The organism is Microbacterium stercoris (genome assembly GCF_017592545.1).
GTDB classification, from domain to species: domain Bacteria; phylum Actinomycetota; class Actinomycetes; order Actinomycetales; family Microbacteriaceae; genus Microbacterium; species Microbacterium stercoris.
The window spans coordinates 323,232-344,087 of the sequence record NZ_JAGFOA010000001.1 but is presented as its reverse complement, the minus strand read 5'-3'; the positions used below and the strand labels follow the sequence as shown (position 1 = coordinate 344,087).

The window sequence follows — 20,856 nt, the reverse complement described above, 5'->3', positions numbered from 1 at the left end:
CAGATCCGCAGGCCCTCCCCTGAGGCTCAGGACTCGGCGTCGCGGATGTCCGATTCGAGCTCGCGGAGCCGCTCGCGCAGCGCGCGCTCGGCGTCCCAGCCCTTCTCCCGCGCGGCCGCGGTGAGGGTGAGCAGCAGGTCGCCCAGCTCCTCCTCCGACTCCGGCACGGCGCCGACCTCCTCCGCATCGTGCACCGCGAGGGCGATCTCGGCGCCGACCCCCACCTGACCGGCCTTGCCGAGCAGCTTCTGCGCCAGCGCGAGCGACGGCATCGAGCGGGCCACACCGTCGAGCACCGACGCACGCTGACGCTTCTCGGCCGCCTTCGCCGCGTTCCACAGCTCGAGCACACGCTCGGGCGTCTCGGCGGTCTCGCCCGCGAACACGTGCGGGTGACGGCGCTCCATCTTCTCGACGAGCGCGCGGGCGACGTCGTCGATCGTGAACGGATCCTCGCCGTCGCGCGAGGCGATCTCCGTGTGGAACAGCACCTGCCAGAGCAGGTCGCCGAGCTCCTCCCGCAGGTCGGCACGCGATCCGCCCTCGATGGCGTCGACCAGCTCGTGGCTCTCCTCGATGAGGTACGGCACGAGGGCACGGTGATCGATGGCCTGCGTCCAGACGCACCGGTCGCGGACCTGCCGCATGGTGTCGACGGCGCGGGCGAGAGCATCCGAGGTCATGAATCGAGCATGCCCTATGACGCGGCGGCGACGACCCGGTAGTGACGCGCCCGCAGCGAGACGAACAGCGCCGACAGCACGAGCGCGATCAGCGAGCCGCCGAGCACTCCGAGGATCGCCTCGTCACGGATGGCCGCATCGCTCGCGTAGGCGAGGTTCGCCAGCAGCAGCGAGACCGTGAAGCCCACGCCGCCGAGCGTGCCGGCCGCCAGCAGGTCGAGGAAGTGGACGTGCGGGGCACTGCCGCGGGGCCGGATGCGCATACCCAGCCACCCGAACAGGGCGATGCCGATCACCTTTCCGACCGGCAGTGCAATCACGATCGCCCACAGCGCCGGCGACAGCTCGGCCAGAGACACCTGCGGGATCGCGACGAGGGCCGCCGCGAACGCGAACAGCGGCAGGATGGCGCCGTTGATCCAGGGCTCGAGCACGTGGCGCGTGCGCATTCCGGCGTTCTGTCGCACCGCCAGACCGAGCAGCACACCGGCGATCGTCGCGTGCACCCCCGATTCGAGCACGAGCGCCCAGGCGACGACCGCGACGATCGTCATGAGCACGACCACCGCCACCCGGGCCGCGCGGGCCTCGGTGTCGATCCTGCTCAGGGCGCCGAACACGACCACCAGCACCAGCGCGATGGCGAACAGCCCGAGGTCGATGTCGTTCGCGAACAGGACCGCGATGAAGACGATGCCCACGATGTCGTCGATGATCGCGAGGGCCAGGAGGAAGACGCGCACCGTCGAGGGCAGTCCGCGTCCGAACACGGCGAGCACGCCGAGCGCGAACGCGATGTCGGTCGCGGTGGGGATGGGCCAGCCGTCACGGGTCGCCGGATCGCCGCCGGCGATCGCGAGGAAGATCAGGACCGGCACGATGACGCCCCCGGCGGCGGCGATCGCGGGCTGGATGGCCTTGCGCACGCTCGAGAGCTCACCGGTGGTCAGCTCGTACTGCAGCTCGACCGCGACGCCGAAGAAGAAGATCGCGAGCAGGCCGTCGGAGATCCAGTGCGCGATCGAGAGGTCGATCGGCGTGCCGGGGATCGCGAGATGGAGGTGGCTCGCCTCGATCACGCCCGCCCCGATGGGCAGGTTCGCGACGAGGAGTCCCGCGGCGGCAGCGGCCAGCAGGAGAACCGCGGGGAAGCGGTCGGAACGGAGGATCGGCATGGAGGCCTTTCGAGATCGCCGGGACACGACGCGGGCGACACCCGCGGCCGACCAGACTTCCCGGCACACCTGAGTCCAGCCTACGGTGCGCACCGGGTGCGACGCAGACGGGCGTCGCACCCCGGTGGTCAGAACGAGCAGCCGCAGGGGTACGGCGTGAGCGTCATCGTCTCGGACGGGTCGCTGTACAGGAGCCGCCCGTCGGAGGTGTGCTCGACCGCACGCATGCGGATGCGGTAGGTCGTGCCGTTCTGGAGGCCCGTGATCGCCCACAGGCGCACGCCGGCCTGCCCGGCCACCACCCCGTCGGTGGTCCACCCTCCGCCGTTGAGGGAGAACTGCCACGACAGATGGCCGTCCGGATCGGTGCCCGTGCGGTCATCGCGCCACTCGATGCCCACCTTGCGGTCGCCCTCTTCGGTGCGGATGATGCGCGGGGCGCCCGGCGGGGCCCAGGGCTTGAGGAGTGTGCCGCTGCTGCCCCAGGGGGACGCATCTCCGCCCTGCACGATCACCTGCGCCGTCACGGTCTCGCCGCTGTTGTAGCCGCTGCTTCCGCTCGGCTTGAGGTTCGCGCCGTCGTAGACGGTGCGGCCGCCCACCTTGACGATGACGCGGGTCACCGACCGTCCGTTGCCGGAGGAGGTCGCGTTCACCGACCAGTTCGCGTTGCTCGTGTTGGGCGTGCTCGCCGAGACGCTCGGCGCGATGGGCGGGCCCCACGGCGTGGCCTCCGGGCCCGAGGCGGCGTCTCCTGCAAGCGTCTGGGAGGCGTCGCCGTTCGGGTGGACGACCGCGCGCACCGCGACCGAGTACGTCTGCTTTGCCGTGAGGCCGCCGATCACACCGCTGCCGCTCGCGCCGCCGCTGGCCCAGCCGCTCGACCATCCGGAGCCCACGTTGAACTGATACTGGACCCACGACGCGCTCGCGCCGTTGAGGGCCGCATCGTTCCAGCGCACGGTGATCGAGCGATCGCCCGCGGCCGTGGTCACGCCGCTCGGGGCACCGGGCTTGGTGAACGCGCGGGCGCGGCCCACACCGGGTTCGCTCCACCCGGCCTTGTTCTGGGCGCGCACCTGGAACTCGTAGTCGGTACCCGAGGCGGGAAGCGCAAAGGTCGTCGATCGCGCCCCGGCGAGCGCGGTGTTCGTCTTCTTGACCGAGCCGTTGAGGATCGCGCGGATCTCGTAGCCCGCGATCGCATCGCCGCCGTTGAAGGCAGGAGGCGTCCACTGCACACTCACGGTCGCATCGCCGTTCGCCCCGGACCCGCTCGACATCTGCAGCGCGGTGGGGGCATCCGGCACCGTCGCCGGCACACCGCCGGGCTTGCTCCATCCGCTCCAGTCGGACGGATCGGGTGCCGCGTTGCGCGCCTGCACGCGGAACTCGTAGGTGACCCCGTTGAGCAGCCCCTTCACGACCCGCGACGGAGTCTGGGAGCCCGCCTCGGGCACGTCGATCACGGACGTGCCATTGGGGAGGGCGGGGTTCACCTCGAGCGTGTACCCGGACACCGGCGAGCCCGCGGTCTTCGGCTTCGTCCACTGCACGGTGAGCTCGCCGTTGCCGAAGTCCGTCACCGTGGGCATCGCGGGCGTGTTCGGGCGCACGTCCGGTCGCGCGACCTCGCTCACCAGGGAAGGCTCGGACGGGCCCACTTCGTTCACGGCCACCACGGTGAACGTGTACTCGACGTTGTTCGTCAGCCCGGTCAGGTCGCAGCGGGTGGAGGTGCACGACCGCTGGTAGCCGGATCCGCCCGTGCCCGTGACGAGGTACTCGGTGATCGGCTCGCCGTTGTCTGCGGGGGCCGACCACGACAGCGTGACCTGACGATCCTGCACGCCCGACACGGTGGGTCGACCCGGCGCATCCGGGGCACCGCGCACGGTGAGGACGATGCGTCCCTCGACCGCCCGCTCCGCGTCTCCCGTCGCATCCAGCACGCGATAGCGCACGGTCATCCGGCCGACGAAGTCGGATTTCGGCGTGACCCGCACCTGATCGCCCACGATCTCGGCTTTGCCGGCGCCGGTGGACTCCAGCGTGACGATGTCGAGCGACAGCGGCTCGCCCGGGAAGGGACTCTGGTCGTTGGCCAGCACCGGCACATCGACGGCTCTGCCCTGCACGGCGTCAGGAACGGCATCGTTCGAGACCGTCGCGAGGGGCTGCGTCGACGCGGTCACCGTGATCTCGACCTCGCCGATCACTGCTTCGGCCTCGCCGTCGCTCACCCGCACCTGGACGACCCCCGCCGAGCCCCGCAGCGACGGGTCGGCGGTCACGCGCAGCGTGTCGCCCTCGACCGCGGCCGTGATCCCCTCGGGCGCGCCCTCGATCGCAAAGGTCAGGGTGTCCTCGGGATTGGGGTCGGTCGCGAGCGGTCCGAGCTCCAGCGTCGCGGCTTCCGGATCGCCGGCCCCGACGGACATGCGGGCGTTCACGAACGTCGGCGCCGCGTTCGCCGGCGGCAGCACCGTGAGCGGGATCGACAGCGTCGACTTCCGACCGGCGGGGTCGTCGATCGAGGAGCCGTCGGTCACCTCGAAGCTGATGGCGTCGGAGCCGACATAGTCGTCGACCGAGGTGTAGACAAGCGTGTGCTCGTCGGTGAAGAGCGGCGAGCCGTCCGCGTGCTGCGCCTGGATGAGATCCGGATCGGTGAGCATCAGGTCGCGTCCGTCCGTGGCGCGGACGTGCTCGTCCAGCGGCAGCTCGATCGTCTCGCCGCTGCGCACCTCGACGGCATCCGTCGAGATCAGCGTGGGGCGCAGATCCTCGATGCCGGGCACGTGCACAAAGGCCCGTGCGACGCCCTCGTCCTCGTCGGTGACGGTGTAGCCGATGAGCTGACGCTTCTCGCCGATCTCCACGCGCAGCACACCCTGCGCATCCGCCTGCACGTCGCCGTCGACCGCGAGCGAGAGGTCGGCAGCGCGGCCGTCGGGATCCTCGTCGTTCGACAGCAGGTCCACATCGGCATAGACCCCGTCGATGATCTCCTCGGAGGGCACGTAGTCGTCGCGCGCGATCGGCGGCACGAGCGGCACCTCGTCGTCGACCGTGATCTGCACGACGCCCTGGGCCTCGGCGCCCAGCGAATCGGCGATCGTGTACTGCAGCGCGTACTGCCCCTCGTCCTCCGGGGCGGTCACATCGATCCGGCTGCCGTCGGCGACCTGGGCGTCGAGGCCCGGCACGTCGTCCGGCACGATCAGCCCGTCGTCGACGAGAGCCGGGTCGTCGCCCTCCGGGTCGGAGTCGTTGTCGAGCACCGGCACCGAGACGATGCGACCGGGGCGGGTCGCCACGTCGTCGCGCACGGCGAACGGCGCCTGGTTCACGCCGGCCCCCGGGGCGATGCCGACACGGATCGTGGCGGTCGCCTCCTTCCCGAGCGCATCGCGCACGCGATAGGTGAACGTGTCGACGCCGCTCGAGGTCTCCGAGGGCGTGTACGTGAAGACGCCCGGACGCACCGGCGCGACCGAGCCCTTGGTCTGTCCGGTGGCGAAGCCCGCGAATTCCACGGAGTCGCCGTCAGGGTCGATCCCGTCCAGCGGCACCACGATCGTGGCTGGGCTTCCTGCCACGGCGCGCGCCTCGAGGTCGAGGGGACGGGGAGGCGCGTTGTTCTCGACGTCGACCGGCAGGATCTGGATGGTGACGGAGGCCGCCTGCTTCTGACCCACGCTGTCGACGACCTCGTAGACGATGGTCGCCTGACCCTCATCGCCGGTGGAGCGGAAGCGCACGGTGTCCTGGGAGACGAACGACTCGCCGAGCGCCGTGTCCGCCGGAGTGACGAGCTCGGGCACCACGTGCATCTCGTCGTCGTTCGGATGGGTGTCGTTGTCCAGCACGGGGACGGTCACGACATCGCCCGCGCGCACCACGGCCGTGTCGTCGCTCGCGTGCGGCGGCCGCAGCTTCTCCGGCGCCGGAACGAGGATCACGATGACCTCGCCCTGGGCGCTGTGCTGGCCGTTCGACATCTGGTACCGGATGGTGACCCGGTCGGTCGCGGCGGCGCGATCAGTGATCCGGAGCGTCTCGTGCCCGAGCACCGACACCGACAGCCCCGTCGTCGTGGGCACGTCGATCGACTGCACGACAAGAACGCCCCCGCTCGGGTCGCTGTCGTTGGCGAGCACGTCGACGAGCACCTCGCCGCCGCGCGTCAGCATCGCGATGTCGCGCACGGCAACGGGAGCGCGATCGGCGTCGGTCGGCTCGAGGACGTCGATGCGCACGATGCCCGGCACGGCGGTCACGCCGTTGGAGGCGAGGTACTGCACGTAGTACGTGTCCACCTTCGTGGAGCTGAACGTGAACGTGCGGTTGGCGAAGTCCGCCTCGATCTCGGTGCCGACCACCTGGTCCACGCGCGCGAGACGCAGAGGTTCGGATCCGGCGCCCAGGTCGTTGACCAGAGGCGCGACCTCGACCTGCACGCCGGCCCGCGTCACCACGTGATCAGCGGTCGTCACGGGCGGATTGGATCCGGGCTGGCGGATGTCGAGCGCGAGCACGCCGGCGATCGAGGTCGTGCCATCCGACACCTCGATCGGCACGTCGAGCGGGCCGAGAGTCCCGGCCACGGCCCGGTAGGTGACGCGGCCATCGGGGGTGAACGAGACCTCGTCTCCCGGAGCGGCGTGGACGGCCATGAGGAAGATGGGGTCGCCATCCGGATCGCGCCACTCCGGGAGCACGTTGTAGGTGACCTCACCGCCCTGCTCGAGCGGCACCTGCATCTTCTGCAGCTGCTCGGGCGCCCCGTTCTGGTCGTCGGTGCGAACCGTGAGCGAGACGGTCGCGACATCGGTGCCGCCCCGGCCGTCGTCGGCCTCGTAGCGGAAGCTCTCCGTGCCGGATGCGTCGGGCCGCACGCTGATCTGCAGCGCCTGCCCGTTCTGGATGGGCTGCACGTCGCCGAGCGAGGGCGAGCCGTCGGGCAGCGTCACCGTGAGCACGTCGCCGTCCGGATCGGTGTCGTTGAGCAGCACCGGCAGGATGACCGTCTGTCCGGCCCGTGCGCCGAGATCGTCGTCGTTGGCGACGGGCGGCTTGTTGTCGGGGCCGCGATCGGGCGGGAGCGGATCCGGCACGGTCGAGGTCGTCGTCTCGTCGCTCTCCTCGCCCTCGCCCTCCGGCGCGACCAGATCGTCCCAGTTGTCGACCTTCTGGAGCGCATCGCTCGGCAGCCAGGCGCCGCCGGTGACGACGTCGTTCAGGATGACCACGTCGCGGTTCACGCGGAACCGGAGTTCGCCCTTCCCGTCGTACTGCGCGATGCTGTCGACGAGGTCGGCCTCGGTGCCCACGCAGTCGCGCACCACGCGCCCGGTCCCCGACCAGGCGCCGTACGCGCAGCCCTCGACGACCACCGGCTGGGCCGGGCGACCGCCCGACGATCCGGTGCGCGTCTCGGCCGCCTCTCCCCCGCCGAGCGGCAGGGTGAGCAGCGCGTCCTCGACCGCCAGCGTGACGGTGTCGCCCTGCGCCACATCGGCCGCGAGACGCGCGACCTCCGCGCCGGCGACGGGCACCTCGCGGCCCTCCACCACGAGGAGCTCCCGCGCGCGATCCAGCACCACCGGCACGTCGCCCACCGAGGTCACCTCGACGGCCGACCCCTTCTCGAGGCCCTCGAGGGGCTGTTCGGCCGTGCGCTCGGCGGTGCCGTCGCCGCCGACCGTGATGGTCAGCAGCGTCCCCTGCTTCGGCGAGACGGCGTACACCGTGCCATCGGCCGCCACCGTCATCGCGGCGTCCTCGCCGAGCTCGGCGAGCGGTTCCGCTTCGGCGGCCGAGAACGACGCGACACCCGTGAAGGGCAGCGCGTGGAGGGCGCCGGATGCGGGATCGAGGATCGCGACCGTGCCACCACCCATCTCGACGACGGCCCCGACCGGAAGGTCGGTCGCGTCGCCCAGGGCGACCCCCGCGGTGTCCAGCGGAATCAGCGTGGGTTCACCCCCGCCGTTGTGCACCAGCACCTGGTCGCGTTCCTGCAGCAGATCGAACTCGGCGCTCGGTGCCTTGAGCTGCCCGTCGAGCCGGCGCGACTCGTTGTTGAAGTGCCCGACGAGCTGCTCGTCGGACTTCGTGATCCACACGGAGCCGTCGTGCAGGTCGAGCTGCGCGGTCGGGTTCCCCTCGAACGCGATCGCCGCCGTCGTGATGCCGATCGCGGCGATCGCCACGACCGCGCCCGCGAAGACCGATCCGGCGCGCACGCGCCCATGGCCGACACCGACGTGGTCCGATCTGCGCATTCGCTTCCCCCGAGACAGCGCCCATCCGGCGCCGGGGCGCCGTGCAACCGCCTCAGACTACCGCGGGTCGACATCGCCGGCAGGGGGCACCCCTGCCCCCCACGGGCGCGGACGCCTCAGGCGACGAGCTCGTGCTGCTCCGGATGACGCTCGAGCCACGCCAGCACGAACGTGCAGACCGGCACGATCTTCGTCCCGCGCTCACGCGCGTCGGCGAAGGCCGTCTCCGCGAGCCGCCCGCCGATGCCGTGACCCGAGTGCTCCTGCCAGACCACGGTGTGAAGCAGGGTGCGAGAGCCGCCGTCGCCATCCGCGTCCTCGTACACGAGCACCCCCGCAAGCTGACGCTCGCCCGATTCCGGATCGAGGATGTGCGCCTCGTACCGGGAGCGCTCGGCGTTGTCGGAGACGGAGATGTCTGCGGTGCTCATGACGTCATTCAACCCTCACGAGGCGGCACCGGGAAGAGCGCATCGAGCAGCTGCGCCACCCACGCCAGCAGGTCGGCGTCGCCGAGCGGCTCGCCACCCGCGGTCGGCAGGGGCACGACCATCGCCTCGCCGCCGGCGAGCAGCTTGGCGCCCGGGTAGAGCCGCGCGAGTCGCACCTTCATGGACTCCGGCAGGTTGGCGGGGGCGATGCGCAGGTTGCGGCCCATGGCCACCACGTCACTCAGCCCGGAGCGCGCCGCACGGCGACGCAGTCGAGCCGCGGCGATGAGGCCGTCGACCTCCGGCGGCGGGGTGCCGTAGCGGTCGGTGAGCTCCTCGACGACGAGGTCGATCGCGTCGTCCTTCGCCGTCGCCGCGGCCGCCGCCGAGAGCTTCTGGTAGGCCTCGAGCCGCAGGCGCTCGGCGTCGATGTAGTCCTCGGGAAGGCGCGCCTCGATCGGCAGCTCCAGGCGCAGCTCGGTGGGGCCCTCGACCTCGTCACCGCGGAAGGTCGCCACGGCCTCGCCGATCATCCGCAGGTACAGGTCGAAGCCGACGCCGGCGATGTGGCCCGCCTGCTCCGCGCCGAGCAGGTTGCCCGCCCCGCGGATCTCGAGGTCCTTCATGGCCACCTGGATGCCGGAGCCGAGGTCGTTGTGCACGGCGATCGTCTGCAGACGATCGGCCGCCGTCTCGGAGAGCGGCTTCGTCTCGTCGTAGACGAAGTAGGCGTATGCGCGCTCGCGGCTGCGGCCGACGCGTCCGCGCAGCTGGTGCAGCTGCGCGAGTCCGTACTTGTCTGCGCGATCGATGATGATCGTGTTCGCGTTGGCGATGTCGATGCCGGTCTCGATGATCGTCGTGCAGACGAGCACGTCGAACTTGCGCTCCCAGAAGTCATCGACCACCTGCTCGAGCTGATGCTCGCCCATCTTCCCGTGCGCGACGGCGATGCGCGCATCCGGCACGAGCTCTGCGAGATGGGCCGCGACGGCGTTGATCGACGTGACGCGGTTGTGCACGTAGAACACCTGCCCCTCCCGCATCATCTCGCGACGGATCGCGGCGGCGATCTGCTTGTCGCTGCGCGGTCCGACGTAGGACAGGATCGGGTGCCGGTCCTCGGGCGGGGTGGCGAGGGTCGACATCTCGCGGATGCCCGTCACCGCCATCTCCAGCGTGCGAGGGATGGGGGTGGCGCTCATCGCGAGGATGTCGACGTTGGTCTTGAGCTTCTTCAGCTGATCCTTGTGCTCGACGCCGAAGCGCTGCTCCTCGTCGATGATCATCAGCCCGAGATCCTTGAAGAGGACCTGGTCGGTCAGGATGCGGTGGGTGCCGATCACCATGTCGACCGTTCCGTCGAGCAGGCCGTCGAGCGTCTTGCGCGCCTCGGTCGCCGTCTGGAACCGCGAGAGGGGCTTGACCGTGACGGGGAAGCCCGCGAATCGCTCCTGGAACGTCTCGAGGTGCTGTTTGACCAGCAGCGTCGTCGGCACGAGCATCGCGACCTGCTTGCCGTCCTGGATGGCCTTGAACGCGGCGCGCACGGCCACCTCGGTCTTGCCGAAGCCGACGTCTCCGGAGAGCAGGCGGTCCATCGGGATCGGGCGCTCCATGTCGCGCTTGACCTCGTCGATGGTCTGCAGCTGATCAGGCGTCTCGGCGAACGGGAACGCCTCTTCCAGTTCTCGCTGCCACGGGGTGTCGGGCCCGAACGCGTGTCCCTTGGCCGCCATGCGCGCCGAGTAGAGCTTCACGAGCTCGACGGCGATGTCGCGCACCGCCTTGCGGGCCTTGCTCTTGGCCGCGGCCCAGTCGCCGCCGCCCATCTTCGACAGCACGGGGGCTTCGCCGCCGACGTACTTCGAGAGCAGATCGAGCTGGTCGGTGGGCACAAACAGCTTGTCGCCCGGATGACCGCGCTTGGAGGGCGCGTACTCGAGCACGAGGTAATCGCGCGTCGACTTGGTCGCGTTGCGTCCGCCGCTCGAGACCACCCGCTGCGTCATCTCGACGAAGCGGCCGATGCCGTGCGTCGCGTGGACGACGTGATCTCCCGGCTTCAGCTGCAGCGGGTCGACGACGTTGCGGCGACGCGAGGCGAGCTTCTTGACGACTCGGCTGTCGCCGCCGATGGTGCGCCCGTAGAACTCGCTCTCAGTCAGGACGGCGAGCTTCGCCTCGGGCATCTCGAACCCGCGCTCGACCGATGCCTGGATCAGCGTCGCGATGCCGCGCTCGGGTGCCTCATCGAGCGACTCGACGACGCGCGCCGCCAGTCCGCGATCGGCCAGCACGTCGCGAGCGCGATCGACGAGGCCGGATCCGGATGCCGCCACGACCACGGCCCAGCCGTCGGCGAGGCGGGCCGAGACGTGCTCGACGGCGCCGTCGACATTGCCCGCGTACGACGGCACCGCGGTGCCGCGCACGCGGAAGCCCACGTCGCTCGGCGCCGGGCGCTGCGCGACGTCGACGCCGTCGTCGGCGAGCGCGTCGAGCTCGGCCGCGATGTCGGCCGCGCCGGAGTCGAAGGGGCTCAGCGTCCACCACACCCCGTGGCGCTCGCGCACGTCGTCGTGCAGGCGCGAGAGCGACACGAAGTCGCCCGCATCGAGGTTGATCGGCGCGCTGGCGCCGCTCGTCGCGGCGCTCCAGGCGGCCTCGAGGAACTCGCGGTTGGTCTCGCCGAGGTTGATGGCACGCGAGACCGCGCGCTCGGGATCGACGATCGCGACCGCGGCACCATCGGGGAGGTACTCGGCGAGCGACACGAGCGGTCCGGCGACGACGGGCGTCAGCGACTCCATGCCCTCGACCGGGATGCCCTGGCCCATCTTCTCGAGCATCTGGGCGATGCCGGGGAACTCGTGCTGCAGCTGACGCGCGCGGCTGCGCACGTCGTCGGTGAGCAGCAGCTCGCGACTGGGCACCAGCTCGACCTCGCGCACCTCGCCCGGCAGCGAACGCTGATCGGCAACCGAGAAGGCGCGGATCTGATCCACCTCGTCGCCGAAGAACTCGATGCGGTGCGGATGGTCTGCCACGGGAGCGAACACGTCGAGGATGCCGCCGCGCACCGCGAACTCGCCGCGGCGCGACACCATGTCGACGCGCGCGTATGCGAGCTCCACCAGCCGTCGCACGACCTCGTCGAGCTCGGCCCCTCGCTCGCCGACGGCGAGGCGGATTGGCTGCGCATCGCCCAGCCCCCTCGCGAGAGGCTGGATGGCCGACCGGACGGAGGTGGTGATGACGAGCGGATGCGCGCCGTCCCACATCGCGAGACGGCGCAGGGTCTCGAGGCGACGGCCGACCGTCTCCGGACTCGGGCTCAGTCGCTCGTGCGGAAGCGTCTCCCACGAGGGGAAGTCGCGCACCTCGGCGTCGGGCATCACGGCGCACAGGGCGGCCGCCAGGCTCTCCGCCCGGCGGCCCGTGGGAGCGATCGCCAGCATCACCGCGGGATGGCCCGCCTCGACGCGCTTCGCCAGCAGCGCGGCGAGCGCGGGGGCATCGAGCCCGTCGACGAGCGAGAGGTCGGCGTCGACGGCGGATGCGACAAGCGCATCGCGGAACGATTCGGCGCCCTGCAGCGCCCGGACGATCCCCTGGAAACTCACCCGTCGAGTCTAGGTGCGGCCTCCGACATCGGAGCCGACGGCCTCCTTAGGATTGCGAGGTGACCACCCCCGAGCAGCCCCCGGTTCCGGCTCCCCCGCACCAGCCGTACGGCCTTCTCCCGCCATCGTCGCAGCCGGTCTCCGCGCCCCCGGGTGCGGTGGGGGCGGGATTCCCGCCGGTCGCGCCCTACGCCCCGCCGCAGGATCCTCGCTACGGTCAGCGGCTTCAGGCGCCCGCCGCGAAGGGCTCGAGCGCGCTGGGGATCACCGCCCTCGTGCTGGCGCTCGTGGCCGCCGTCGGCCTCAACGGGCTGCTGACCGTCGCGCTCTTCCAGGTGGCCGTAGAGCTCGGACCGCGTCTCGCGGACTTCCCGGACGCGCCGCACTGGGGCCTTCTCACTCCGGTGCGCGATTGGGTGCTCGCGGGCGAGATCGCCGTATACGGCGGCGCAGCGCTCGGGATCGCGGCCCTCGTCCTCGGCATCGTCGCCACGGCGAGGCGCCGCGGCCGCGGGCCGGGCATCGCCGCGATCGTGATCTCGGCGCTCGGTCCGATGATCACCGCGCTCACCGCCCTGGCCGCGGTGTTCGTGGCCGCCGGCTCGGCGTCGCTCGCGCTCTGAGGCGCGTCAGCCCTTCGGGGCGTGGGCGACCTGCTGTGCCGCGGTGATGCCGTGCTCGACGATCCGCTCGACCGCGTCGGCCGCATCCGAGATCAGGATCGGCAGCGTCTGACGATCGGATGCGCTGAACGGATCCAGCACCCAGTCGGCCGGATCCTGCCGGCCCGGAGGGCGCCCGATGCCCACCCGCACGCGGTGGAAGTCCGGCGTGCTGAGCGCTTTGGCGACATCGCGCACGCCGTTGTGGCCTCCGTGCCCGCCGCCCGTCTTGAGCTTGAGGGTGTCGAAGGGGATGTCGAGCTCGTCGTGCACGACGATGACGTGATCCGGATCCGTGCCGTAGAAGCGCGCGAGGCCGGCGACCGGCCCTCCCGAGACGTTCATAAACGAGTTGGGCTTCGCCAGCACGAGCTTCGCGGCTCCCGGACGCAGCCACGTCTCGGCGACGCGCGCGTTCGCCTTGTGCTGCTTGAACGCGGCCTGCCGACGGGAGGCGAGCTCATCCATCACCATCTGGCCGACGTTGTGCCGGGTCGTCTCGTACCGGGGTCCGGGGTTTCCGAGTCCCACGATCAGCCACGTGTCCGCCATGGATCCATCCTCTCAAGTCGCCATGCGCATCGCGCACGCAAGAGGGGGACGCGATCGCTCGCGTCCCCCTCCCGGAAGTCGTTCCGAAGAACAGCGGCCCGATTACTCGGCCGCGGCCTCCTCGGCCGGGGCCTCGGTGCCGGCCTCGGCCTCGTCCTCGACCGGGGCGGCCGGGGTCGTGATGCCGATGACCAGCGTCTCGGCGTCGGTCACGAGCGTGGCACCCTTGGGCAGCTCGACCTGACCGGCGGTGATGTGCGTGCCGTCCTCGAGACCCTCGACGTTGACGACGACGTTCTCGGGGATGTGGGTCGCCTCGACCTCGAGCGACAGCGAGGTCGCGTCCTGGTTGACGATCGTGCCGGCGAAGGACTCGCCCTCGACGACGACGGGGACGTCGACGGTGATCTTCTCGCCGGCCTTCACGACGATGAGGTCGATGTGCTCGATGATCTGGCGCACCGGGTCCTTCTGGACGTCCTTGACGAGCGCGAGCTGGGCCTTGCCCTCGATCTTGAGCTCGATGACGGCGTTGGCGTGACGCACGATGAGGGCGGTCTCGTGACCCGGCAGGGCGACGTGGACCGGCTCGGTGCCGTGGCCGTACAGGACGGCGGGGATCTTGCCGGCGGCGCGCAGACGGCGGGCGAAGCCCTTGCCGAACTCGGTGCGGACGTCGACGTCGAGCGTGGTCTGCTCAGTCATGGTGTTCTCCTCGTGGACGCGCGACGATCCGTCGGGCGAAGGTCTGTGGATTCTCTCGACCCAGGCTTGGCAGAAGGCAACGCATGAGGAGAGCCACGAGGCTCGTCCCGCGTCGATAACGGCTGCGCTGTGAGCGCGCGCCCTCGCCGAGGTCGTCTCCATCCTACCGGACGTGCCGGTAGATTTGAACCGCGCTCGTCTGCGCGAGAACCCCCCTGGAGAACACCGTGATCGATCCCACGCACATCGTGACCACCGTCATCGCCCTGATGAGCATCGCCGCCGCCGTGCTCGTCGCCGGCGCCTTCTTCTCGCTCGGTCGCTCGGGCTACCGCAAGGACTGACCCCACCGGACCGTGCGCCTCACCACGCCGCATGAACCGGGGTGAGGTGCGCGCGCACTAATCTGTAGGCGACGGAATGCTCTTGATGACGCGAGCGCCGTCCCGACTACCGCTGTCCGGCGGCGCCCGCGTCCCGAGACACGTCCCCAATGAAGATCACCCCCAGTGATCCGTGTGCAAGGAGATCGCGTGACCGACGCTTCCACCACTCAGGCCGTCGCCAACATCGGCGTCGTGGGCCTCGCCGTTATGGGCTCGAACCTCGCCCGCAACCTCGCCAGCCGCGAGGGCAACAAGGTGGCGATCCTCAACCGCAGCCGTTCGAAGACCGACGAGCTGCTGGCCGCCCACCCCGAGGCCGAGTTCGTGGGCACCTTCTCGTACGAGGAGTTCGCCGCGAGCCTCGCCAAGCCCCGCACGGCGATCATCATGGTCAAGGCCGGCGGCCCGACCGACGCCGTCATCGACGAGCTCGTGAAGGTCTTCGAGCCGGGCGACATCATCGTCGACGGCGGCAACGCCTACTTCCCCGACACCATCCGTCGTGAGAAGGCCGTCCGCGAGACGGGCATCAACTTCGTCGGCGCCGGCATCTCCGGCGGCGAGGAGGGCGCCCTCACGGGCCCCTCGATCATGCCCGGCGGCTCGGACGAGTCGTGGATCACGCTCGGCCCGATCCTGAAGTCGATCGCCGCGGTCGCCGAAGGCGAGCCCTGCGTCACGCACGTCGGTCACGACGGTGCCGGCCACTTCGTCAAGATGGTGCACAACGGCATCGAGTACGCCGACATGCAGCTCATCGCCGAGGCCTACGATTTGATCCGTCGCGGCACGGGCAAGACCCCCGCCGAGATCGCCGAGGTCTTCGCGGAGTGGAACAAGGGCGAGCTCGAGTCGTACCTCATCGAGATCACCGCCGAGGTGCTCCGTCAGGTCGATGCCGAGACCGGCAAGCCGCTCGTGGACGTCATCCTCGACCAGGCCGGAGCCAAGGGCACCGGCGCCTGGACCGTGCAGACCGCCCTCTCCCTCGGTGTGCCGGTGTCGGGCATCGCGGAGGCGACCTTCGCCCGCTCGCTGTCGTCGCACCCGGAGCAGCGCGCCGCGGCCCGCTCGTTCCCCGGCCCCGACGAGGAGTTCACGGTCGCCGACGCCGACGCCTTCATCGAGGACGTGCGCCAGGCCCTGTTCGCCTCGAAGATCATCGCCTACTCGCAGGGCTTCGACGAGATCCGCGCCGGCGCCGCCGAGTACAACTGGACCATCGACAACGGCGCCGTGAGCCGCATCTGGCGGGGTGGCTGCATCATCCGCGCCCAGTTCCTCAACCGCATCGCCGACGCGTACGCCGAGCAGCCGGAGCTCCCGCTCCTCGCGTCGGCGCCGTACTTCGCCGACGCTCTGGCCCGCGGCCAGGCCGCGTGGCGCCGTGTGGTGATCGCCGCGACCCAGGCGGGCATCCCCTCGCCCGCGTTCTCGTCGTCGCTCGCGTACTACGACGGCATCCGCGCCGAGCGCCTGCCGGCCGCGCTTGTGCAGGGCCAGCGCGACTTCTTCGGCGCGCACACCTACAAGCGCATCGACAAGGAGGGCACCTTCCACACGCAGTGGTCGGGTGACCGCACCGAGATCGAGGCCGAGGACACGCACTGAGCGTTCCCCTCGCCTGAACACCCGAGAGGCCGCACCTGTCTTCAGGTGCGGCCTCCCGCGTCTCTCAGGGAGTGGATCGGCGCGTCAGATGTCGCTGACCACACCCTTGTCCAGCCGCAGGCGCCGGCGCGCCCGCTTGGCCACCGCCGAGTCGTGCGTCACGACGATGAGCGTGAGCCCTTCGGCGTTCAGCGCCTCGAGCACCTGGAGGATCTCGTCGCGCATGCTCTCGTCGAGGTTGCCGGTGGGCTCGTCGGCGAGCAGCACCCGGGGCCGCTTCGCGATGGCGCGGGCGATCGCCACACGCTGCTGCTGGCCGCCCGAGAGCTCGCCCGGGCGGTGATCGCCGCGCTCGGCCAGACCGACGTGGGCCAGCGCCTGCGTCACGCGCTGCGCACGTTCGGCCTGCGACAGGCGCAGGGGCTCGAGCCCCATGTCGACGTTCTCGGCGGCCGTGAGCGTCGGGATGAGGTTGAACCCCTGAAACACGAACCCGATGTCGTGCGCCCGGAGGCGGCTCAGCTCGCCGTTCGACGCCTTCGCGATGTCCTCCTCGCCGAGCAGGACGGATCCGCTCGTGGGGCGATCCAGCGCCCCGAGGATCTGCAGGAAGGTGGACTTCCCGCCCCCTGTCGGGCCCTGGATCGTCACGAAGTCACCCTGCGCGATCTCGATGTCGACGCCGCGCAGCGCCCGGACCTCGCGCCCCTTCTGGTCGTAGGTCTTCGTCACTCCGGTCAGGCGATACGCCGTCGCCACCGCGGTGTCCGTGCCATCGGTCATGGTCATGTCCGCTGTCTCCTTCAAGTCGTTCATCAGGCCACCGACCGCAGGGCCTCGGCGGGACTCAGTCGCGCGGCACGCCAGCCGCCGATGGCACCGGCGACGAGGCCGCCGGCGATCGCCAGGCCGATCGCGGCGAGGATCACCGTGACCGAGACGGGTGCGGAGAGCGCGATGTCGGCGACGGCCTGCGAGCTGCCGCCGAACGGGCCGCCCCCGAACCCTCCGCCCGGTGCGCCGTCCTGCCCGCTGCTCGCGGCGGGAGCCGCGGAGATCACCGGATGCACCAGGTTGATCACCAGCACTCCGGCCAGGCCCAGCACAAGCCCCGCGGCACCGCCGATGAGACCCTGCACGACCGCTTCGCCCGCCACCTGGCCGACCACGCGGCCGTTCGACCAGCCGATCGCCTTGAGCGTGCCGAACTCGCGGGTGCGGCGGGTGACGCCCGAGATCGTGAAGAGCACCGCCAGCAGCACGGCGACGGCGAGGACGATGATCGACAGCCACGTGCCCAGGTTCGTGATGAGCGACGTCGCGCTCGCGAGCGATCCGGACACCGTCGAGGCGAGGTCGGACTGCGTGCTCACGGTGGCATCGGGCAGCTCGGCCTGAATCGCCGCCTGCACCGCCTCGATGTCCTCGGAGGACGCGGCCTGCACGTAGATCGTCGACACGGCGTCCTCCGACCCCGACAGCGTCTGCGCGACGTCGAGAGGGATGTAGACGTCCGCTGCGGTGTCCGCCTCGGCGGAGGTGGAGGCGGCGATGCCGACGATCTCCAGCTCGTTCCCGCCCACATCGATCGTGCCGCCCACGGCCAGCTCGTTCGTGGTCGCGTAGGTCTGGTCGATGACCGCCACGTTCGCGCCCTCATCCTCGGCGTCGAGCAGACGGCCCTCGGCCGCCTCGACCGACGACATCGGCCCGATGGCGTCATCCGCCGCGGTGATGCCCAGAACGCTGAACGAGTCGACGCCGAAGTCTCCACCGCCGAAGCCGCCGCCCTGGCCGCCCTGCGGGCTCTCACCGGGCTGCACGTCGGTGTCCGGCTGCTCCCCCTCGGCCGGTCGCTGCGGAAGTTCGCCGTCGAAGGTCGTGTTGGTCAGGCTCAGCGCGCCCGAGGCCGCCGCGACGCCGTCGAGGTCGGCGACGGCGTCCACCGTCGCCGCCTCGAGGGTGCCGCGCATCCGGTCGGGCATCAGCATCGACTGGCTGAGGCTCGTGGATCCGTCGTCGTTCTGCGTGCCGCCGTCCTCGCCGAACTGGAATCTCGGGCCGTCGCCGGGCTGGGACTGCGCGCCCGTCACGGTCACGTCGGTGCCGACGCCGTAGACGGATTGCAGCGCCGCGGCCTGCGCGTCGCGAACGCCCGCCGCCAGCGAGTTGACGATGAGCACGAGGGCGATGGCGATCGCGAGGCCGGCGGCCACGATCACGGTCTGCTTCTTGCGGCCGGACAGCTCGCGTCGCAAGTAGGTCAAGTACATGGGTTCTCCTCCGGTCGGCGGAACTCGCCGACATCGGAAAGCTACGAACCGACCATTTGCCGCTCGTCGGATCCGGATATGGATTCGCTATGGCGGCGGGCATCCGTTTCTCTCACCCCACGCATAGCCCGCTCCATAGAAACCTCATAGGAAGAGGGTCAAGATGGGGCCATGAGCATGCCCCACGCCCCCGCACTCCAGCGCCCCGATGGCACCGCCGTTCGTGTCCTCGTCGTCGACGACGAACAGATGCTGACGGATCTCCTCGCCATGGCCCTGAAGATGGAGGGCTGGGAGGTGCGCACCGCGGGCAGCGGCTTCGAAGCTCTCGCGGCCGTGAAGGAGTTCCGCCCCGACGCGCTGGTGCTCGACATCATGATGCCCGATCTCGATGGCATGGCCGTGCTGCAGCGCCTGCGTCAGGGCGGCGACGACGTGCCCGTGCTTTTCCTCACGGCCAAGGATGCCGTGGTCGATCGCGTCGCCGGTCTCACGGCAGGCGGCGACGACTACGTGACGAAGCCCTTCAGCCTCGAGGAGGTGGTGGCGCGCCTGCGCGCGCTGATGCGCCGCTCCGGCACCGCCCACTCGGCCGACGACGAGCCGATCCTGCGCGTGGGCGACCTCAGCCTCAACGAGGACAGCCACGAGGTCATCCGCGACGGCGCCGAGATCGAGCTGACCGCCACCGAGTTCGAGCTGCTGCGCTTCCTCATGCGCAATGAGCGCAAGGTCGTCTCGAAGGCGCAGATCCTCGACCGGGTCTGGAGCTACGACTTCGGCGGGCGATCGAGCGTCGTCGAGCTGTACATCTCGTACCTGCGGAAGAAGATCGACGCGGGCCGCGAGCCTCTCATCCACACCGTGCGCGGCGTCGGGTACATGATCAAGGCCCCGCAGTGACCTCCGGAGGCGTCGACACCGACGTTCCGGAGGCCGGTGAAGCCGCCGGTCGGCGTCTCCTGCCGACGCTGTCGTTCCAGGGGCGGCTGATGCTGACCGTCTTCGGCTTCGTCTCGCTCATCTTCGTGATCGTCGCCGCGGTGACGAGCGTGATGCTCAACGCCTCGCTCGAGGAGCGCCTCACGCAGCAGGTGCGCACGATGGTGAACGAGTCGCAGCCCATGCTCGTCCGCTCGGGGGCGGTCGACGCGGCGGCCAACCTGCGGCTCGCGCAGCTGCCCCCCGGCTCCATCCTCATCTTCGAGAGCGACGACCAGGTGCGCTCCGGCGCGGTGGTCGACGGCCATTACAACGTGCAGTCGCTCACCGAGGCCCAGCTCAGCGGGCTGCAGCTGGGCGGCACGGTGCCCGCCGCAGAGGACGCTCCCTCCGTCGTCGCCGTGGACACGCTCACGGTGCCGCGGCTCGGCGAGTTCCGCGTGCTGCACGGCGCGATCCCGGGCGGCTGGGCGGTGATGGGCCAGTCCACAGGCGACGTCCGCGCCACCATCGGGAACATGCTCACCGTGATCACGGCCGCCACCGCCGTCGGGCTGTTCGTGCTGGGCGCGGCGATCACCCTGGTCATCCGTCAGGGACTCAAGCCCCTGCGCACCGTCGCCGCCACGGCACAGCGCGTCTCGCGCCAGCCACTGGATCAGGGCGTCGTCCGCATCGAGGAGCGCGTGCCCGCCGAACAGGCGAACCCGCATACCGAGTTCGGGCAGGTGGGCGCCGCGCTGAACACGCTGCTCGATCACGTCGACGCCTCCCTGCACGCGCGGCAGCGCAATGAGGAGCGCATGCGCACGTTCGTCGCGGATGCCAGCCACGAGCTGCGCACGCCGCTCGCCTCGATCCGCGGCTATTCCGAGCTGTCGCTGCGGGATCCGGCCCTGTCGGAGATCACATCGCAGTCGCTGGAGCGCATCCAAGCCCAGTCGATCCGGATGACCGGCCTCGTGGAGGACCTGCTGCTGCTCGCCCGCCTCGACGAGGGCCAGGAGCTGGTCTACGGCGCGGTCGACCTCACGCAGCTCGCCCTGGAATCGGTCGCGGATCAGCGGGTCACCGGCTCGTCGCACACCATGCGCGTCGAGGTGGACGAGGAGCCGGTCATCGTCGCGGGCGATGCCGCACGCCTGAATCAGGTGGTCATCAACCTGCTCGCCAACGCACGCACGCACACCCCCGCGGGCACCACGGTCACCGTGTCGGTGTCGCACGAGGGATCCGGCTCAGCGACACGCGGGGTCCTGCGCGTGCACGACGACGGTCCCGGCATCGATCAAGCACTTCTGCCGGAGCTCTTCACACGCTTCGCCCGTGCGGATCGCTCACGCGCGCGAGCAACAGGGGGCACCGGACTGGGACTTGCGATCGTCAAGGCGATCGTCGAGGCGCACCACGGCACCATCTCCGTGCGCAGCACACCCGGGGACACGACCTTCGAGGTCGACCTGCCCGCCAAGCCGGTCGCCTGAACCCGGGACGAAGACGAAGACGCCCATGCCCGCGGA

General features: G+C 70.6%; 13 protein-coding genes. 4 read left to right on the top strand and 9 right to left on the bottom strand.

Features of this window, described 5'->3' with window-relative positions; genetic code table 11:
* Positions 1–26: 26 nt before the first annotated feature.
* From J5V96_RS01540 to mfd, 5 genes are all read right to left on the bottom strand, one after another.
* A complete protein-coding gene (locus tag J5V96_RS01540) occupies positions 27–683 on the bottom strand; it encodes a nucleoside triphosphate pyrophosphohydrolase (RefSeq protein ID WP_208499868.1) in 657 nt (218 codons plus the stop codon).
* 14 nt (positions 684–697) lie between these two features.
* A complete protein-coding gene (gene nhaA / locus J5V96_RS01535) occupies positions 698–1,858 on the bottom strand; it encodes a Na+/H+ antiporter NhaA (protein WP_208499866.1) in 1,161 nt (386 codons plus the stop codon).
* A 128-nt stretch (positions 1,859–1,986) separates the two neighbouring features.
* A complete protein-coding gene (locus J5V96_RS01530) occupies positions 1,987–8,148 on the bottom strand; it encodes an Ig-like domain-containing protein (RefSeq protein WP_208499864.1) in 6,162 nt (2,053 codons plus the stop codon).
* 116 nt (positions 8,149–8,264) lie between these two features.
* Positions 8,265–8,579 carry a GNAT family N-acetyltransferase gene (locus J5V96_RS01525; protein ID WP_208499862.1) on the bottom strand — a complete coding sequence of 105 codons (315 nt, stop codon included), beginning with the start codon at positions 8,577–8,579 and terminating at the stop codon, positions 8,265–8,267.
* Positions 8,580–8,587: 8 nt separating this feature from the next.
* Positions 8,588–12,205, bottom strand: coding sequence for a transcription-repair coupling factor (gene mfd / locus J5V96_RS01520; RefSeq protein ID WP_208499859.1), 3,618 nt, complete (start codon positions 12,203–12,205; stop codon positions 8,588–8,590).
* A 59-nt stretch (positions 12,206–12,264) separates the two neighbouring features.
* On the opposite strand from mfd, the gene J5V96_RS01515 reads away from it, so the two are divergent.
* Positions 12,265–12,828 (top strand): hypothetical protein, encoded by a 564-nt coding sequence (locus J5V96_RS01515; protein WP_208499857.1) that lies wholly within the window; start codon positions 12,265–12,267, stop codon positions 12,826–12,828.
* A gap of 6 nt (positions 12,829–12,834) precedes the next feature.
* Here the strand turns inward: J5V96_RS01515 and pth are convergent, their stop codons facing one another.
* Both pth and J5V96_RS01505 read right to left on the bottom strand, forming a co-directional pair.
* Entirely contained in the window at positions 12,835–13,419 is a 585-nt protein-coding gene (gene pth, locus J5V96_RS01510) for an aminoacyl-tRNA hydrolase (RefSeq protein ID WP_208499855.1), read from the bottom strand.
* Positions 13,420–13,521: 102 nt separating this feature from the next.
* Positions 13,522–14,124 carry a 50S ribosomal protein L25/general stress protein Ctc gene (locus J5V96_RS01505; RefSeq protein WP_208499853.1) on the bottom strand — a complete coding sequence of 201 codons (603 nt, stop codon included), beginning with the start codon at positions 14,122–14,124 and terminating at the stop codon, positions 13,522–13,524.
* A gap of 533 nt (positions 14,125–14,657) precedes the next feature.
* Here J5V96_RS01505 and gnd point away from each other — a divergent pair.
* Positions 14,658–16,121, top strand: a complete 1,464-nt coding sequence (gene gnd, locus J5V96_RS01500) for an NADP-dependent phosphogluconate dehydrogenase (RefSeq protein ID WP_307793166.1) — start codon at positions 14,658–14,660, stop codon at positions 16,119–16,121.
* A gap of 84 nt (positions 16,122–16,205) precedes the next feature.
* Here the strand turns inward: gnd and J5V96_RS01495 are convergent, their stop codons facing one another.
* A complete protein-coding gene (locus tag J5V96_RS01495; RefSeq protein ID WP_208500527.1) occupies positions 16,206–16,904 on the bottom strand; it encodes an ABC transporter ATP-binding protein in 699 nt (232 codons plus the stop codon).
* Positions 16,905–16,936: 32 nt separating this feature from the next.
* A complete protein-coding gene (locus tag J5V96_RS01490) occupies positions 16,937–18,394 on the bottom strand; it encodes an ABC transporter permease (protein WP_208499849.1) in 1,458 nt (485 codons plus the stop codon).
* A gap of 171 nt (positions 18,395–18,565) precedes the next feature.
* Here J5V96_RS01490 and J5V96_RS01485 point away from each other — a divergent pair, with 171 nt between their 5' ends.
* Both J5V96_RS01485 and J5V96_RS01480 read left to right on the top strand, forming a co-directional pair.
* A complete protein-coding gene (locus tag J5V96_RS01485) occupies positions 18,566–19,297 on the top strand; it encodes a response regulator transcription factor (protein ID WP_208499847.1) in 732 nt (243 codons plus the stop codon).
* An 89-nt stretch (positions 19,298–19,386) separates the two neighbouring features.
* On the top strand, positions 19,387–20,820 hold the full coding sequence (locus J5V96_RS01480; RefSeq protein ID WP_208500521.1) for a sensor histidine kinase: 1,434 nt from the start codon (positions 19,387–19,389) through the stop codon (positions 20,818–20,820).
* Positions 20,821–20,856: the final 36 nt, after the last annotated feature.

Bases quoted from the DNA above. Each gene is read 5' to 3' on its own strand.
- J5V96_RS01540 (WP_208499868.1), bottom strand. From the start codon at position 683: ATGACCTCGGATGCTCTCGCCCGCGCCGTCGACACCATGCGGCAGGTC.
- nhaA (WP_208499866.1), bottom strand. From the start codon at position 1,858: ATGCCGATCCTCCGTTCCGACCGCTTCCCCGCGGTTCTCCTGCTGGCC.
- J5V96_RS01530 (WP_208499864.1), bottom strand. From the start codon at position 8,148: ATGCGCAGATCGGACCACGTCGGTGTCGGCCATGGGCGCGTGCGCGCC.
- J5V96_RS01525 (WP_208499862.1), bottom strand. From the start codon at position 8,579: ATGAGCACCGCAGACATCTCCGTCTCCGACAACGCCGAGCGCTCCCGG.
- pth (WP_208499855.1), bottom strand. From the start codon at position 13,419: ATGGCGGACACGTGGCTGATCGTGGGACTCGGAAACCCCGGACCCCGG.
- J5V96_RS01505 (WP_208499853.1), bottom strand. From the start codon at position 14,124: ATGACTGAGCAGACCACGCTCGACGTCGACGTCCGCACCGAGTTCGGC.
- J5V96_RS01495 (WP_208500527.1), bottom strand. From the start codon at position 16,904: ATGACCGATGGCACGGACACCGCGGTGGCGACGGCGTATCGCCTGACC.
- J5V96_RS01490 (WP_208499849.1), bottom strand. From the start codon at position 18,394: ATGTACTTGACCTACTTGCGACGCGAGCTGTCCGGCCGCAAGAAGCAG.
- J5V96_RS01485 (WP_208499847.1), top strand. From the start codon at position 18,566: ATGAGCATGCCCCACGCCCCCGCACTCCAGCGCCCCGATGGCACCGCC.
- J5V96_RS01480 (WP_208500521.1), top strand. From the start codon at position 19,387: ATGCTGACCGTCTTCGGCTTCGTCTCGCTCATCTTCGTGATCGTCGCC.